Annotated in this window: 13 protein-coding genes and 1 pseudogene; 7 read left to right on the forward strand and 7 right to left on the reverse strand. The window is 68.6% G+C overall.

All coding sequences use genetic code 11. From position 1 onward, the window contains the following. Positions 1-43 precede the first annotated feature (43 nt). The 4 genes and pseudogenes from ACQ452_RS05325 to ACQ452_RS05340 form a co-directional block, all read right to left on the reverse strand. Positions 44-1,024 carry a hypothetical protein gene (locus ACQ452_RS05325; protein WP_433390410.1) on the reverse strand — a complete coding sequence of 327 codons (981 nt, stop codon included), beginning with the start codon at positions 1,022-1,024 and terminating at the stop codon, positions 44-46. Positions 1,025-1,054: 30 nt separating this feature from the next. Beyond that, positions 1,055-4,173, reverse strand: a pseudogene (locus ACQ452_RS05330) (DUF3427 domain-containing protein). Positions 4,174-4,784: 611 nt separating this feature from the next. After that, positions 4,785-5,351 (reverse strand): N-acetyltransferase family protein, encoded by a 567-nt coding sequence (locus ACQ452_RS05335; protein WP_433390413.1) that lies wholly within the window; start codon positions 5,349-5,351, stop codon positions 4,785-4,787. Then, positions 5,348-6,841, reverse strand: coding sequence for a hypothetical protein (locus ACQ452_RS05340; RefSeq protein WP_433390416.1), 1,494 nt, complete (start codon positions 6,839-6,841; stop codon positions 5,348-5,350). Before ACQ452_RS05340 ends, ACQ452_RS05335 begins: the two co-directional genes overlap by 4 nt. Positions 6,842-7,339: 498 nt before the next feature. On the opposite strand from ACQ452_RS05340, the gene ACQ452_RS05345 reads away from it, so the two are divergent. From ACQ452_RS05345 to ACQ452_RS05360, 4 genes are all read left to right on the forward strand, one after another. After that, on the forward strand, positions 7,340-7,633 hold the full coding sequence (locus ACQ452_RS05345; RefSeq protein WP_433390419.1) for a hypothetical protein: 294 nt from the start codon (positions 7,340-7,342) through the stop codon (positions 7,631-7,633). Beyond that, positions 7,630-8,340 (forward strand): FAD-binding oxidoreductase, encoded by a 711-nt coding sequence (locus ACQ452_RS05350; RefSeq protein ID WP_433390422.1) that lies wholly within the window; start codon positions 7,630-7,632, stop codon positions 8,338-8,340. The genes ACQ452_RS05345 and ACQ452_RS05350 overlap by 4 nt, the downstream gene beginning before the upstream one ends. A 478-nt stretch (positions 8,341-8,818) precedes the next feature. Continuing rightward, positions 8,819-9,988, forward strand: coding sequence for an MFS transporter (locus tag ACQ452_RS05355; RefSeq protein ID WP_433390425.1), 1,170 nt, complete (start codon positions 8,819-8,821; stop codon positions 9,986-9,988). A gap of 201 nt (positions 9,989-10,189) precedes the next feature. Continuing rightward, on the forward strand, positions 10,190-10,375 hold the full coding sequence (locus ACQ452_RS05360; protein WP_433390428.1) for a hypothetical protein: 186 nt from the start codon (positions 10,190-10,192) through the stop codon (positions 10,373-10,375). A gap of 76 nt (positions 10,376-10,451) precedes the next feature. Here the strand turns inward: ACQ452_RS05360 and darG are convergent, their stop codons facing one another. The 3 genes from darG to ACQ452_RS05375 are packed head-to-tail and all read right to left on the reverse strand — an operon-like array spanning position 10,452 to position 13,643. Continuing rightward, the gene (gene darG, locus ACQ452_RS05365; RefSeq protein WP_433390430.1) at positions 10,452-11,537 is read right to left on the reverse strand and encodes a type II toxin-antitoxin system antitoxin DNA ADP-ribosyl glycohydrolase DarG; all 1,086 of its coding nucleotides are present in this window, start codon (positions 11,535-11,537) and stop codon (positions 10,452-10,454) included. After that, positions 11,534-12,184, reverse strand: coding sequence for a type II toxin-antitoxin system toxin DNA ADP-ribosyl transferase DarT (darT, locus tag ACQ452_RS05370; RefSeq protein ID WP_433390433.1), 651 nt, complete (start codon positions 12,182-12,184; stop codon positions 11,534-11,536). The genes darG and darT overlap by 4 nt, the downstream gene beginning before the upstream one ends. 37 nt (positions 12,185-12,221) lie before the next feature. Then, positions 12,222-13,643 carry a restriction endonuclease gene (locus ACQ452_RS05375; RefSeq protein WP_433390435.1) on the reverse strand — a complete coding sequence of 474 codons (1,422 nt, stop codon included), beginning with the start codon at positions 13,641-13,643 and terminating at the stop codon, positions 12,222-12,224. A 24-nt stretch (positions 13,644-13,667) separates the two neighbouring features. Between ACQ452_RS05375 and ACQ452_RS05380 the strand changes: the two genes are divergently transcribed. From ACQ452_RS05380 to ACQ452_RS05390, 3 genes are all read left to right on the forward strand, one after another. After that, positions 13,668-13,961 carry a transposase gene (locus tag ACQ452_RS05380; RefSeq protein ID WP_433390437.1) on the forward strand — a complete coding sequence of 98 codons (294 nt, stop codon included), beginning with the start codon at positions 13,668-13,670 and terminating at the stop codon, positions 13,959-13,961. Next, the gene (locus tag ACQ452_RS05385; RefSeq protein WP_433390440.1) at positions 13,958-14,872 is read left to right on the forward strand and encodes an IS3 family transposase; all 915 of its coding nucleotides are present in this window, start codon (positions 13,958-13,960) and stop codon (positions 14,870-14,872) included. The genes ACQ452_RS05380 and ACQ452_RS05385 overlap by 4 nt, the downstream gene beginning before the upstream one ends. Positions 14,873-15,536: 664 nt before the next feature. Further along, the gene (locus ACQ452_RS05390) at positions 15,537-15,788 is read left to right on the forward strand and encodes a hypothetical protein (RefSeq protein ID WP_433390443.1); all 252 of its coding nucleotides are present in this window, start codon (positions 15,537-15,539) and stop codon (positions 15,786-15,788) included. Positions 15,789-15,802 lie beyond the last annotated feature (14 nt).

A 15,802-nucleotide genomic window follows, 5' to 3' on the forward strand; every position in this document is an offset into this window, starting at 1 on the left:
CGAACATGTGCCCGGGGCGGACGGCTCGGGAGGAGACGTGGCGCTATTCGCCCTTGGTCACCTGGGGCGAGCGGCCACGGTAGCCGATGGCACCCTCGCCCACCCGCTGGTACGTGCCGACGAAGGCGTCGCCGGGGCCGGTGAACGCGACGGTTCCGGTGTTGCCGCGCTTGTCCCGCCAACTGGCCCTGGTCAGCGGCAACGAGTCGGCGCCGACCGCGAAGGTGATCTCGCTCGAGCGGTGCCAGCCGCCGCCCCACCCCTCCTCCGTCTCGAACGAGCGCCTCGCCACGGCGGCGTCGGGGTGATCGGCGCGCCACCGCCCGGTCAGCGAGCCCCGGATCTCACGCGGAGACTCACCGCCAGCCGGTCGGCACCAGCCGTAGAAGCCGTCCAGCTCGGAGGTGAGGGTGACCGCGTACTCCGCGCCGGAGGCGTCCGCCCAGGCGAGGTCGGCCAGCAGGCTCTGCTCGCCCCGGTCCACGTACACGGTGATGTCCGGGCCGGGCTGCCACCGGCGGCCCTTGGCCGGCAGGAGTCGGGTCGAGTACCGGAGCACCGGTTCCTCGGCCTCGCGCTGGTCCATGGCCCGCGCGGACCGGCCCCGGTCGAACACCGCGTCGATGGTGATCCGGTTGAGCCGGAGCGTGCTGCGGGCGTCGACGGCAGTGGCGAGCCGGAGCCTGTTGGCGCCCGGCCGCAGCCAGCCGGCGGGCACGACGAAGTCCATCTGCTGGAAGAGGTCGCCGCCGCCGGGGATGCGCCAGCCGTGCACCAGGCACCGGTCGTTGACGGTGATGTCGAGTGGCGCTAACCCGGGGGCACCGCCCAACCTGGACACGAGCGCCACGATCCCCAGGGTGGCCTCCCCGCCGGCGTCCGCCGCCGGAACGTCGAAGGTCACCTCCACGCAGCCGTCGGCGTCGAGCGCGAGATGCCCCCCGGCCCTGGTGCCGCGGTCGATGCGCAGGACGGCGTTCTCGGTCGCCGGCTTCCCGGCGAAGGTCACATAGGTCGGTTGCATCGCGCGATGCTATCGATCGGAGGCGACACGTTAGGCGGCGATGGTTCGGGCGGTGGCGTACACGTCGGCGGGGAGGGCGTGCGCGAGTCGCCAGATGATGCGCATGGGCCGGTCGCCGGTGTGCTCCTGGTAGGTCATCGGGCCGGCGTAGAGGTAGGCCGGCGCGCCCAGGTCCCGGTCCGCGACCCGGGTCTCCCGCACGAACAGGTGCACGGTCGAGCCGCGCGAGGCGTGGTGGATGTAGCGCTGGCCGGTCGCCGAGATCGACGACGTGGTGCTCTGTGACTCCCACTGGAACAGGCGGTCGGTGATGGCCCGGTCGGCGTACATGGTGGTGGGGGAGTAGTGCTGCTCCGACTTGACCAGGGTGACGAAGAAGAGGTCGGCCTGGGCGTCGGGCAGCCACTTCACGCCCTCGCGCAGCGAACCGGGGTTCGACATGCCGAAGGCGGCGCACGCCTCGTTGCGGCTGTAGCGGGCGTGCACCCGCAGCGGCACCGCCGCCGACAGCGGCTGCGGCGTGACCCGGTGAATGCGTTCCCGCAGCACCTCGGCCACCTGCCGCAGCTCGGCGCAGCGGGCCGGTTCCGCCCAGAGCCGCGCCAGCCGCTCGTCGCGGGAGGCCAGCGGCGCGTTCGGCCCCCACAGGTCGAAGTGCAGCATGTCCCACAGCCGCCCGGCGTCCGGCCGCCCGCCCGCCGCCACCCGGGCCAGCAGGTCCAGGCGGTCCGGGTCGTCGAGGTGCAGCATTCGCCCGATGGCCCGGCCCAACTCCCGGTCGTCCGGCCCCGGCGTCGGGGCTTCCAGCCCGGCGAGCCGGCGCAGCCCCGTCCACCCGCCGAAGCTCGCCGACCGGTACACGTCCTCGACTTCCACGCCGGTCTCCCGCAGGAACGTGGCGAGGGTGACATCCCCGAGGTGCCGCAGCTCCGCCAGCAGGCCGTTCTTCGACGTCGGCATGACGGTGCGCAGGTTGTCGAGCACCACCCGGCGGGCAATCGGGTCGAGCTGGATGTGGCAACCGCTGGGCAGCGACGGGAAGCCCTGCTCGACGGCCTCTTTGATCTCCCGTCGGCTGACGCCGGTCAGGGCGCGCCAGCGCAGGTCGAAGCGGAAGTTGGCGTGCTGCCCGCCGATGAAGTCGAGCACCGTCAGGCAGGGCTTGTCGTCGTCCAGGCGCAGCCCGCGGCCGAGCTGCTGAAGGAAGATCGTGGCGCTCTCGGTGGGCCGCAGCATCAGGATCGTGTCGACCATCGGCAGGTCGACGCCCTCGTTGAACAGGCCACGGTGAAGAGCACCCGCAGCTTGCCGGCCTTGAACTCCCGCAGTAGGTCATGCTGCACGGGCCGGTCGACCTGGGAGGTCACCGCCGCCGACGGCACGCCGTGCCGGGTGAACCACTCCGCCATGAAGCGGGCGTGGGCGATGCTCACGCAGAAGCCCAGCGCCCGCATCCGCTGGGAGTCGACCGTGTCGCGTACCGCCTTCAGCACCAGCCGCGCCCGCGCGTCGTTGCCGGTGTAGAGGCCGTCAAGCTCGCCGAGGTCGTACCCCTGCCCGCGCTTCCAGCGCAGCCGTGACAGGTCCACGTCGTCGTGCAGCCCGAAATACTGGAACGGCGCGAGCAACTGCCGCTCCAACGCCTCCCACAGGTGCAGCTCCACCGCCACGCGGCCGTCGAACCACCGCCGCACGTCGCGACCGTCGGCCCGGTCGGGGGTCGCCGTCAGCCCCAGCAGTACGCGCGGCCGAAGCCGCTCCAACAGACCGGCGTACGTCGGTGCCTCCGCGTGGTGGAACTCGTCGACGATCACCATGTCGTACGCCTCGGGGTCGATCTCCCGCCGGGACAGCGACTGGATGGAGGCGAAGACGTGCCGCCACCCGGTCGGGGTTCTGCCCCCGACCAGGGTTTCGCCGAAGCCGCCGTCGAGCATCACCTGCCGGAACGTCGCCAGGCTCTGGGTGAGGATCTGCTCCTGGTGGGCGACGAAGAGCAGCGAGTCGACCTGGCCGTTGCGGTGCAGGCGCCGGAAGTCCAGCGCCGCGACGACCGTCTTGCCGGTGCCGGTCGCCATCACCACCAGGTTCCGGTGCCGGCCGTGCACCTGCCGCTCGGCGTCCAGGTCAGCGAGGATCTCCGCCTGGTACGGGTACGGCCGCACGTCCAGGTTGGCGATCTGCGTCGGCGAGTCCTCGCGCCGCTCCCCGCCGAGGGCGTTCCGCAGCCGCTCGGCGTCCCTGCTGACGTCGTAGTCCTCGAAAGCCGGGTCGTTCCAGTAGTCCTCGAACGTGGCGGTGAACGTGTCGATGACATGCGGCTGCTCGACGTTGGAGACGCGCACGTTCCACTCCACGCCGTCGATCAGCGCGGTCTTCGACAGGTTCGACGATCCGACGTACGCGGTGCTCATGCCGTTGTGGCGGCGGAACAGCCACGCCTTGGCGTGCAGCCGGGTGGTCCTCGTCTCGTAGGACACCTTGATCTCGGCGCCCAGCTCGGCGAGCCGGTCGAGGGCCCGCTGATCCGTCGCGCCCAGGTAGGTCGTGGTGATGACGCGCAGCTTGCCGCCCCGGGCGATCAGCTCGCGGATGGCCGGCTCGACGATGCGCAGGCCGTACCACTTGATGAACGCGCAGAGCAGGTCGACCTGCTCCGCCGACGCCATCTCGTGGGTGACCTCGTGGCCGATGCGGGGCTGGTGGCGGCCGTTGACCAGCAGGGCGCCGGTGGAGAGCGGGGTGGTGGGGCGCTGTGGGAAGGCTGGTTGCGCGGGCGGGGTGGGTGGGGCGGCGATGGCGTGCAGGAGGTGCCTGGCGTCGGTGACCTGGTCGTGTGGCGTTGACGCCTGCGGGCTCTCGGCGGCGATGGCGTCGGCGATGCGGTTGGCGAGTTCGATCTGGCGGTGGAGCTTGTCATCGCCGTTGGGGACGGCGTGCAGGGCGCGGTGGGCCAGGGCGGCGATGTGACGGGCAAGGGCATCGGGGGCGTCGGCTGGGTCGAGCTTGTGGTGCTGGATGAGTGCGGGATCGACGCGTTGAAGGCGGGTGGCCAGCTCACGGGTGATGAGGTGCTCGTAAATGCCCCGCTCAAGATCCGTCACCTCAGCAAGGTAGCTGTGCCTGTCCCTAAGCGGTGTCGGATCCATGACAATTTCGGCCTTCCTCGACGTGATGGGAGGCCGGTGTCATTGGTAGACGCTGCATCGCGCTACGTCTGGCTGACCAGCAAAAATTCGGTCCCTAAGTTTCTTGGGGCCTGCGGAATAAGCTCGGCAATGCCGACCCGGTTCAGGTGGAGCAAATCCGAGATATTCTGGACCTGTTCCAGCGTGCGGTCTCGGCCAGGAAGCGAAACGGCGAGAACGGTGAGAGTGCCAATCTCAATGCATTTCTTGCGGCGGTTCTGAAAATGGCGCCAGGGGAAGTCGACAAAGCCATTGAATTTTATATGTCGGGCATCCGGAACTCGTCCGATTTGGGGTCGCGCCGAATTCGCTCTCAGCAGCTAGGATCTCTACTTTCGAGGAAACTCGAGAGCTGAACGAGCCATTGCGTCTTGGAAGCTTCTGAGGTGCCGCTTCGCCTTCGCCAACATCCGCCGGACTGGGCTGGTGCTCCAGAAGCTTGCCGGCACCGCCGTCGGTGCGCTCAGCCTGTCCCGTTCGGCGCCTGGCACAGCGCGCAGCGTCCACTGCCACCGGCCCGGCCCGGTCTCCGCTACACCGGAGGCAGTCCGCGTGTGTCTTCCGGCTCCTCGTCATACGCAAGCGGATGGCCAACGGTTCGGCGAAATCTGCTTCACCATGACGTCATACGTAGGTGCGTGCTCCCAACCAGGACGGAGCGCGGTGATCTTTTGCCAGCCCCAGCTTCGATACGCGGCCTGGGCGGAGGCGTTGTCCGGCTCAGCCAGGAGCGTGGCCCGTTCCTCCGTGCGCCCCGCGAGTAGCCCGTCGTACAGCGACTTGGCGATTCCTCTACGGCGCCAGTCAGGGGCCACCAACAGCTCGCTGATGGCGAACGTCCGCTTGCCGTCCTCATCGGTGAAGCCGGCCGGGATGGGCTCGTGGATGCCACCCCACCATCTGGTCCCGGCTGGCAGCGGGAACCCGTAGATGTATCCGACCAGCTCGCCGTCGATCGTGGCGGTGACGAGGTCCCAGCCGTCGCGCTGCATGTGGCCGGCCAGCTGGCGGCGGTACCGGTCCTCGCTGTGGAACTCGCCGCCGTCCGCGTACACCGTCAGGTAGAGCTCGACGAGCCGGTCGATGAGCCCGGCGGCCTGTTCGGCGGTGTGGTGCCGCAGCTCCAAACCCTCGATCATGGGTGCACCGCCTGGTCGTACGCCTCAACGAACTTCCGCGTCGCGGCGGTCGCCCGCTGAGGCTGCCCCAGGCTGGCCCGGAGCTGCGCGAGGTGAAGACTCACCCGTCCCGAACTCACCTGACCGACCTCGGGCAGCAGGTTCATCGCCGTGTACGCCGCCTCGTCGAGGTTGCCCTGCCGATAGGCGGCGTCGGCGAGTTGGACCGAGTAGTAGATGTGGTTGCGCCGAAGAACGGGGGAGGGGTTTTCCGTGATGGTTCGGAAGGCACCGGCGGCGCGTTCGGGCCTGTCCAGGGCAAGGTAGGCGAGTCCCTCGATGCCCTTGATTTCCTGCGCGGTGACGAAGTGGAGGAACGGCATGTCTTCCTCACTGGTGCCGCGTTCGAACTCGCGTTGAGCCCTGCACATCGAACGGTGGAAGCCGCTCATGTCGTTCAGGGTGGCGCAGGTTCTCGCGGCGCGTAAGTGGAGCAGCGTGGCCAGTCGTGGGGTTCCCCACCCGGCGGAGGAACGGAGTGCCGCTTCGACGGCGTGCAGCGACTCACCAGGGCGGTCCTCGCGGGTCAGCAGCGCGAGGTAGGCGAATGCGCGTACCTCCATCCTGGGATCGTCGGAGAAGCGGGCTCTGGTAATCGCTTCGTTCAGGTAGGCCCTGGCTTCCGGGCGGCGATTCGCGTCGATGGTGAGCCAGGCGGTCTCGATGGCCAGGTCGGCGAGGGTGGCCTGGAGGGCTTCGCCGACGTCCCGGCTGTAGGTGGCCTTCGCCGCCCACTCCGACAACTGGGCGTGCACCCGGACAGCGAGGCCGCAGAGCTGGTTGGCACCGACCGCCGCGTCAGTGCGGCGAAGTTCGTCCACCAGCGATCCGACGGCACGGACTTGCTCCATGCTGATGCTTCGGGCCGCGTCGTGGGGTGCGGCGAGCAAGTCGAGGGAGCCGGTCGCGGCAATGCCCGCGAGTGCGGCGAGCGCATGGAACTGTCGGCGGTCCGTAGTGCCACCTCCTTGGCTCGATGCCGCGAGGTAGGCATCAGTCCGTGCCGGCGCCTCTGTCGGTCCGGCTTCTCTGACGGGTTCGGGCTGGTGCTTCGCAACCTTGGTCAACTGGGCGGGGAGGCTGAACCACAGGAAGCGGGGCGGGATCCGGAGCATCTGCGACCAGTGGATGAGCCGGTCCAGGTGCACCAGCGGCGGGCCGTTCTCCACCCGGCTCAGTTGCGCCTGCGTGATTCCCAGCCACCCAGCCACCACGGTTTGCGGCAGCGCGGCCCGCCCGTGGTACGGGTGGCACCGGTACGCCCGGATCACCCGCCCGAGGTGCCGCTCCGCCAGCGCCCGCCGCACCGGCTCGTGCTCCCAGAAGCTCGCCGGCACCATCGGCGGCGCGCTCAGCCTGTCCCGCTCGGCGGCCTGGCACGGCGCGCAGCGCCCGCTGTCATTGTCGCGGGCCAGTCGTCCGCCGCACCGGGGGCAGTTCGCGTGTGTCACCGGCAACCTCGCCATGCGCAGGTGGCTCCGTCCATCTCGCCTCGTCGAGCCTATCCATTCAAGCCACTCCGTGCAGGCTCGGTATACGCAGCGCGCATATTCGCGCGGTCATCCACGCCGCTCGTCGCTCGGCAAAGAACATGCCCTCATGGACGGGGCAGCTCGACAGGGCCGAACGCGTAGGAGGCAAGCGACCCGAAGCCTCAGGCAGGGAGTGGTCGACCGGATACACAGCGTGCATCGCCATCACGATCATCGGGGCATACCGGGAGTCCCGGCCCGAGCCGAAGGTCGACGCATGGCCCGGGGCGGGTGCTGGCTCCGGAACTGCGTCGATCCCCGAACGACGCAGCTCCGCTCCCGCCCGCCCCGGCGCCACTCCACCAGCCGTAACGCGAGGGGGCAGAAGAACGTGACCACCCTGATCGACGCCATCCCGGTCCTGACCATCACCACCGCAGAGGAAGCCGAAGCCCGAGCCGAGCAGGGCGGCTGGGCGTGACCGCGCAGGAGGCGGTCGGCCAGTGGCTGCGCCTCGTGGTGGCGGACGCGGAGCTGTCGCCGTACCTCATCGGGGTCGACCTGGAACGCCTCGCCGCGCACCTGACGGCGGTCCTCGCCGCGGCCGTCGAAGGCCAGCCGGTGACCGACCCGTGGCGCGGGTTCGGCCTGTCGGAGGAGCAGCACCGGCGCATCGTCGACTACCTGGCGGGGGTGCTCTGGGCGCTCGACGTGCCCGACGACCGGATCGTCCGCGCCCGCCGGACCTTCGCCGGCGAGGTGGGCGCGTGAGCATCGTCGCCGCCTGGGAGGCGGCCGTCGACAAGGCCGTCGAGAAGGGCACGGACGACTTCTGGTGCACGCTGGAGGACCGCCGTCCCGGCCTGCTTCCCGAGCGGGTCGCGCCGCTGCTCTTCGCCGCGCTCGGCCGCCTCACGGTCGGCGGCGACGACCCGGCCGGGCGGGCGGCGCTGCTGGCGGTGCTCGGCTGCGCGTACCGCCAGCTTGGCCTGCTGACGCACGCCGACACGATCGGTGACGCGCTGCTCGCCGCCGTCGCCCGGTACGCCCGTCCAATGTGGACGTCGCAGCTCACCGACGCCTGGGAGCGCGCCGGCCGCCGCGCCGCCGAGGCCGTGCGGCGCGCCACCGCCTGCGCCGGGGACGGGCCGGCCTGGTGGCCCGCCGAGGTGATCGCGCATGACCGGCCGTGCGACACGATCGCGATCCTGACCGTACGCCCCCGGCAGCGCCTGCCCCACCGGCCCGGCCAGGCGGTCCCGGTCAGCACGCCACGCCGGCCCGGCCGCTGGCGTTGGCTCTCCCCGGCCAACGCCCCGCGCCCCGACGGCACCGTCGAGCTGCACGTCCGCGCCATCGCCGCCGGTGCCGTCGCCCACAGCCTCGTCCACGACGTACGCCCCGGCGAGCTGGTCTGGCTCGGCCCACCGCGCGACGCCGGCCTGGGCCTGGACCCGTCCACAATTCCGAGTTGCTGACCGAGGCGTGCTGCCGGTCGTCTGACCGTTGCTCCCCGCCCTCAGCAGCGCCCGGACCGGGCCGAGGAGCGCTACGGCCACGTCGTCCGGTGACTGCTCACCCACGTCATCGACGCCAAATCCGCTGGCGGTGTCGTGATGAGCTGACTACTCTCCGGACGTCCGCCATCGGCTGTCGTGCGACACGGCGAGTGACCCACAAGGGGTCGAGATGACCGGTCGCTCGAGCGCGCGTTGACCGTCTTAGGCCGTAGTTGGCCTGTCATCGCGTGCTGCCCTTGAATTGCGGCACAGCGAGATGTCCCCACCGACACCGTCTGGCGTTTTTGTCAGGTGGTCCTGGTCCTCGTCCGCAGCAATCCAAGGAAACTCTGTGTCGTCCAGTTTGTCTTCCACCGGTTCCGCTCAATCCGTTACGCCTGGCCTGTGGCGTAATCCCGACTTCCGCAGCCTTTGGATAGGTCAGACTGCCTCGCAATTGGGTGAGCAGACCAGTCTGGTGCTCCTCCCGCTGATCGCCGTCTTGACTCTGCACATCGACGCTGAGCAACTGGGGGTCCTGCGCGCGGTGGGGCAGGCGCCACAACTGCTGCTCGCGCTGCTGGTCGGCGTGTGGGTGGACAGGTGGCGTACCCGTACCGTCATGGTTTTGTCCGATGCCGGCCGGGCGCTGGTGCTGGGTGTGTTGGCCGTGGTCGCCCTCAGGGGCGGTCTCAGCGTGTGGATGCTCATGGTCGTCGTGTTCGCTGTCGGGGCGCTGTCGGTGTTCTTCGACGTGGCCTACCAAGCGTCTTTGGTACGCCTGGTCAAGCGCGACCAGCTGCTGCAGGGCAACAGCGCGATCGAGGCAAGCCGGTCCGCGGCCGAGATGGGCGGACCTGCCCTTGCCGGGACGATGAGTTCTCTGCTGGCTGCGCCGCTCGCTGTCGCGTCCGGCGTCTTTTTGTTCGTGGTGTCTTTCCTGGCCATCTCTGGGATTCGCCGCAATGAGTCGATTCCTCAGCAGCTGGGCGGTGCTCAGCGGATGTGGCGGCGAATCCACGACGGAGTGCGGTTCGTGGGGGGCGACCCTGTTCTCCGTGCGGTGTGCCTCGCTTCGGCGGCGTTTCAATTCTTCTTCGCCGCATTGATGACTGCCTACCTGCTGTTTCTGCCGCGGGAGCTGCACCTGTCCGGCGCTGTCATCGGACTGGCGCTTGCTGCCACGGGACCGGGCGCGCTCGTGGGTGCGCTGCTCGCTGGGCGCCTACCACGCCGCCTCGGCTACGGCCCTGTGCTTGTCGCGGCGGCGACAGTCGGTAACAGCATGTTGCTGGGCCTGTCCGCGCTTCGCGGCAACTCCCTGATCACCGTCTGCGCGCTGATGGTGGCCAATTTCGTGTTCGGCGCGTGCGGCCAGTTGGTCAACGTCACCATCATGGCCGTCCGGCAGGCCGCCACCCCCGATTTCATGCAGGGCCGCGTCGCTGCGACGATCACGTTCGCCGGCATGGGGCTGACTCCCCTCGGCGCGTTGACCGGTGGCCTCCTCGCCGGGCATTGGTCGATACGCACCGCCCTGATCATCGCGGCTGCCGGCATGATGTTGTCCCCGCTATCCATGGTTCTGTCGCCCCTCGGACGGTTGGGGCGGACGCTTCAGCGTTGAAGCAGCCGGCTGTAGTTGAGATCTGGCCAGCCGCGTAGGCCAGCTCTCATCCGTAGCCCAAGTTCAGGTTCGCCGGGTGGATTAGAGCCCAAGGCCGGGGATCGTCGTGCATCGCCCGTTGGCGGGCGGCCATCCCACATTTCGCCGTACGACGGACCCGCCGCCAACCGGGTGAGCAACGGTCTGCTGCTCTAGGCCGACGTGCACAACCTTTTCGACCGTGGCCTGATCTGGGTCGACGAGCAGCTTCGCGTCCGGGTCAAGGCGACGGCCGTGCGCTATGCGAGCTGGCGCGGCGAGGCACTGCGCCCGCCGGTCCGCGCAGCGGGCCGGTCGGGCACCGCCGCGCTGCGCGCCCACTGCCGAGCGATAGCCGAGATGCCGTGACGCTCCTACGCCACACGCCGACCCAGCAACGAGCGGTCAGCCCTGCCGGTTTGTCGACCAGCCCGAGGCGGGCTGCTCAACCCGATGTCGTCACCAGGTTGGGCAGCAGGCCGGCGGATTGCAATCGCTCGTACGCCGTCGTGATGTGAGCCGTGGTGAAGAGCCGGGCCTTGCGTCCGCTCCATGCCTGGACGCGCTTGGTCAACTCGTCGATATCGCTCGTTGGCGGTTGCGTCTGCGCGGCGTAGTGCACGGTGGCGAGCAGCTCGAGGCTGTACGGAGCCTCGAACCCGTCAACCAGTTCAGCGAGCCGCACCAGTGCGTCGGGATTCCTCCGACCAGGGGAATCGAACCAGGCAGAGACCGCCTCGCTCGTGCCGGAGGTCAGATGGATGGGGCGCAACTCCTCGACGCGTGAGGACCGGTCGCCGAAACCAACCAGGTAGTGACCCTCAAGGCGATCAAGAACGTGGTTCAGATTGTCGGCATAAGGCCCGTATCGCCCCCGGGTGAACGAAAGCCTTAGGGGCTCGCCGAACACCTGGAGGAAGTAGGCGATTTTCTGGATCTCCAGGGTCGTGATGCCGTCCCGCGGCTCCAGTTCCCGGGCTTGTTCCAGATATCGTTCGACGGCACGCAGCAAGGTGGCCCGCCCGGGCGTCAGTGCGGGCTTCCGCGTACCGACAGGCATTTCCGACGGCTCGGGGGCGCCTTCCGGCGGGAACAGCAGCACCTGGACTTCGGGCAGATCGGCGAAAGCCTGCTCGATCACTGGCCGGACCTCGTCCCAGCCGAGTCCGCCGTTACCGCAGCCGAGGGCCGGCATCGCGACCGACCCGATGTGCCGTTCACGGACGACCCGGACGAGATCGGTGAGGCCCGCACGGATGTCGGCCAACTTCGAGTCTGCCCGCCAGTGGCCCTTGGTCGGAAAGTTGATCACGTAGCGGCGGCAGCCGATCAGACCGGAATCGAATACGAACATGCGGCCCAGCTCGACCTCTTTGGCCGCGCAGGCGACTCGGTAGGCCGTGTAGTTGGCGGGGTAGGCGCGCTTGAACTGGAGGGCGATGCCCTTACCCATCACACCTACCGTGTTGACCGTGTTGACCAAGGCCTCCGCGTCGGCGGTAAGCAGGTTGCCGTGGCTGATGACGATCATTCGCGCACCTCCCTCCTGGTGAACCCGTAGTACCAGTTGTCCCTGACAACAACGTACGCGTCGATGATGCCAGCAGACCGCAGAACATGCCTCAGCTGCGTCTCCCGCGCTGGCGTCCGAACGGCGTAGTAGGCGACCAGGCCCAGCGGAAACTCCTGGTGCACGAGCAGTTCGGCCATGCGCCGCCGCATCCGGTCCTGGTCTTCCGGCACGTCCTTCCAGACTCGCTCCCGCATCAACGGCCAGTCCACCAGGTGGGCCAGGTCACCCAGATCCCGGGAGAAGCAGGTGAGGGAAGCCGCGCAGTTGCCGTCACTGGCCACCCACAGGAGACCTGCGTCGTGCACGCGGTCTATCGAACTGACGAGGTAGACCAGCGGGTCGTCCCCTCCGGGATAGCAACCGGCCCTGCCGTTTTCGTGTTCCTTGGCGATGCGGTACATCATCGGCGAGCGGGGCGCGAAGTAGAAGGGCACGTAGTCGGCGACGACCCCGCCGGGCGGGCAGGTCACCCGCCTGGTGCGACGGCTTGCCTTGATGGCTGCCGAACCCACGTCCGTCACCAGGCGTCCCCGCACCAGGTTGTCCGCGGTAAGCCGCCCGGCCGTCAGGATCGCCGGCAGATTGTCGATGTGGGTGAAGTGCATGATCGATGCTTGCTCGGGTGGACCCTGCGCGACCATCTCAGTCCAGTTCGCCCGGGTCGATCCGGGCCTGTACCTTTGCGTGCTCGGCGAGCAGGTACAGCAAATTGGATCCGTCGATCAGCTCCATCGGCTTGCCGGAGGCGAACTCGTACGAGGCCGGCCCGTAGCCGCTGGTGGTGACAAGGATTCCTTTGGACGCCCCCTCGTTCTGAAGCGTGCCGAACAGGTCGCGCACGGCAGAGACGTCGACCGTGTTGCGGTAGCGCTTGGCTTGAATGACGACCTTGCCGCCGAAGACCGGCCGCGGATCGAAGGCGACGCAATCGACCCCGCCGTCCCGGGACGGGCGCGTCTGTTTAGTGTCCAAGCCCATCTTGGCGAAGAGATTTTGAATCAGGCTCTCGAATTCGGTCGGACTGAGTTTGAGGAGATTGGGCCGTTGGTCGAGGTCGGCGAGGACGTCAACCTCATCGACGAACCGCTTGTCGACCATGTCGAACTCCAGGACGGGTCGGACCGGCGCCAGTTCAGCGGGCCGCTTCGACACTGACGCGTTGAGGTGCGCCAGGCAGGCGAGCGGCTCCACCAGGCGAAGGTTGAGCCCGGCGAATACATCACGGGTCGTCCGTAACGTGACCAGGCACGGCTGCACGGACACGCCGGTCCGAGGGTCAGTGGTATCGACGATGCCGTTGAAGACCACCGTGTCCACGAGCTTCGACCGGTCCGCCTCGAACAGTTCGTGCACGGTCCGCAGCGTGACCTGTGCGACGAGGTTGGCGTACCGCTCCTTGATATCCTTTGCGGGTCGCGCGGCGGTGCTGATCTCGTCACGTGCCTTGATGTAGCGGTACTCCCGCACGGCGGGGATCACTTCCAGCGTCGGCAGGTGGTATTCGACCACCAGTTGCCGGGACTCCGGCACGTAGGCGAGTCGGTAGTGCTGTGGGAAGTCGTCGGGGTAAACGGAGTTGCCAAGCACCATGCCGAAGTATTCGATCACGGCGGCCGGCTCGGAGGCCGCGAAGGCGGTCTCGAACCGGTCGACCTCGGCATTGTGCGCGCGGATCTGTGTGTCGACCTGGGCACATTTCTCCTGATACCGCTGGTGGGCCGCGGACAAACGCCGCTGCCGGTCGGCCTCGGCTGCGGCATGCTGCGCTTGGGCCTGGGCGAATGCCTGCTGGGCAGCGGCGAGCTGCTGCTGGTACTTCGCCTGGCCGCCGAACACCTTGCCCAGACCGGTCGGTGCGGAGGGCTCGAACTGCCGCCAGTCGGGCGGCGGCAGGGGCGTGCCGAGGGTGCCGGGATTGAACGGAGGGTGCTGGGCGGACTTTCGCAGACGCCGGAAATCGATGTGGTCGTCAACGTCGAGAGTCGCGGCCAAGAGATTGTCCAGCTCATCAAGGCGGGCCAGCTGAAGTGACCCCCTGAGACCGGACACCTCCTGACTTGGCATCCTGCCGAGGAGGAGGAAACCGCTGTGGCTCGACAGAGCAAGTACCCCGAGGAGTTCCGGCGCCAGGCCGCGGCGTTGGTGCTCGACTCCGGTCGCACGCTGCGGGACGTGGGCCGGGAGTTGGGCGTCAATCACGAGACGCTGCGCAACTGGGTCGACCGGATGCGGCAGGAACGCGACGGCGGCCGGCCCAGCGACCTGGCCGCTGACGAGCGGGCCGAGCTGCTCCGCTTGCGGCGGCAGGTCGCCCAGCTGGAGCTGGAAAAAGAGATCTTGAAAAAAGCCGCGGTCTTCTTCGCACGCGAGACGGAGCGGTGAACCGGACTGAGGTGTACCGGTTCATCGACGCGGAGAAGGCCAGCTACCCGGTCCGTCTGCTCTGCCGACTCCTCGGCGTCGGCCACAGCGCCTTCTACGACTGGCTTCGGCAGGGGCGTCAGCGCGCTGTCGAGCGGGAACGCCACGACCAGCAGCGCGTTGAGATCACCCAGCAGGCATGGTCAGAGCACCGCGGCGTCTATGGAGCCCGACGGCTCACCGCGGAGCTGCACGAGCGCGGCCACCGGTGGAACCGCAAGGCGGTGGCCCGACTGATGCGGCTGGCCAGGATCGAAGGCGCCCACCGCCGGCGACGCGGCAAGCCCCGCCGCAAGGCCGCGTCCACGGCGACCGCGCCGGACCTGGTCCAGCGACAATTCACCGCCACCGCACCGAACCGGCTGTGGGTCGCCGACATCTCCTACCTGCGCACCTGGGGAGGCTTCCTCTACCTCGCGGTCGTGGTCGACGCCTACTCCCGCCGCGTAGTGGGCTGGGCGATGGCCGATCACCTGCGCACCGAGCTGATCCTCGACGCCGTCGGCATGGCCATCCAACACCGCCGACCCGCCCGCGATCAGCTCATTCATCACTCGGATCGCGGGACCCAGTACACGTCGTTCGAGTTCGGCCGGACCCTGCGTTCCTGCGGCGTCCTGGCCTCGATGGGCTCGGTCGCCGACTGCTACGACAACGCCATGGCCGAGACCTTCTTCGCCACCCTGAAGACCGAACTGGTCTACACCCGAGCCTGGCCCAGCCGACACGAACTGGAAATGGAGGTGTTCTCCTACATCGAAGGCTTCTACAACCCTCGCCGCCGGCACAGCCGTCTGGGTAACGTCAGCCCCGACACCTACGAGAAGATCCACCGAGAGTCCCTGACAGACATCGAGGTGTCCGGCCGATAGGGGTCACTTCAAGCAGATCCGAGTTGTCGGCCGCCACCTCGGCTACACGTGCTTCGAGGTAGAGCCGCTTGCGCTCGCGCTCGTCGATGGCCGATGCCCGCTGGGCAGACTTCATGGCCCGGTCGGCCTCTCGGCGCAGCTGCTGATGGTGCCGGTACGCGGCGGTCTGAGCCTGCTTCTGGGCGCGTACCTGTCGTGCGTGCGCCCGCTGCATCTCTTTGAGGATGCCCACGTTAGTCCTATGCGTCGCGAGGGATGGCGGAGCGGACACGATAGCCAGCGGGACCTTTCCTTGGCAGCCCTCACTCTCGTGAGTAGGCGCCTCTTGGCGCTGGTCTGATCCATTTGGTCCGCCTCGTTCGACAACACATGTCGGATTCCAGACAGCCGGCCGCCCAGTTCTGCGATGCCTTATCGGCAGCCGCTGCCCGAGCAGTACTGCTCTCGCTTGTTCCGCATGATGCGCCGTTTCCGCCAGGCGTCGTCGCAACGGCCGGCAGCGAATTCATTCCCTAGGCGATCCGCGTTCAGCTGCCCTCTACAGTCGACGGGTTCGAGACGAGCCTGCTCAACACCGTCGAGCAGGCGCTGGAGGTGGTGGACGGGGTTGCCGGCCCGGGGCTCGCGCTGGACACGTTCCACCTCGACATCGAGGAGCGTGCAGGTGTGCGGCAACGACCGCGGGGCGCCCGGCGGGGACCACCTCGACTGGCCGGGGATGTGCGACGCCCTGGCGGGCATCGGCTGCGCCGGCCAGGTGAATATCGAGTCGTTCACCGCCGAGGCCCTGGCCGTGCCGATGTCCGTGTGGCGGCCCCTCGCCGCCGGCCCCGACACCCTCGCCGTCGAGGGGCTGGCGTTCCTGCGCGGCCTGACCGGGGCCCGGCGTCACCCGGGGGCGGTGGGCCAGGCGTAGTGTCCCGTTGACCT

It is taken from the genome of Micromonospora sp. KLBMP9576, from assembly GCF_050941805.1.
Taxonomy (GTDB): domain Bacteria; phylum Actinomycetota; class Actinomycetes; order Mycobacteriales; family Micromonosporaceae; genus Micromonospora.

Excerpts from the sequence above, each read along its gene's own strand:
- darT (WP_433390433.1), bottom strand. The coding sequence starts at position 12,184 with ATGCACTTCACCCACATCGACAATCTGCCGGCGATCCTGACGGCCGGG.
- ACQ452_RS05335 (WP_433390413.1), bottom strand. The coding sequence starts at position 5,351 with ATGATCGAGGGTTTGGAGCTGCGGCACCACACCGCCGAACAGGCCGCC.
- ACQ452_RS05375 (WP_433390435.1), bottom strand. The coding sequence starts at position 13,643 with ATGCCAAGTCAGGAGGTGTCCGGTCTCAGGGGGTCACTTCAGCTGGCC.
- ACQ452_RS05325 (WP_433390410.1), bottom strand. The coding sequence starts at position 1,024 with ATGCAACCGACCTATGTGACCTTCGCCGGGAAGCCGGCGACCGAGAAC.
- darG (WP_433390430.1), bottom strand. The coding sequence starts at position 11,537 with ATGATCGTCATCAGCCACGGCAACCTGCTTACCGCCGACGCGGAGGCC.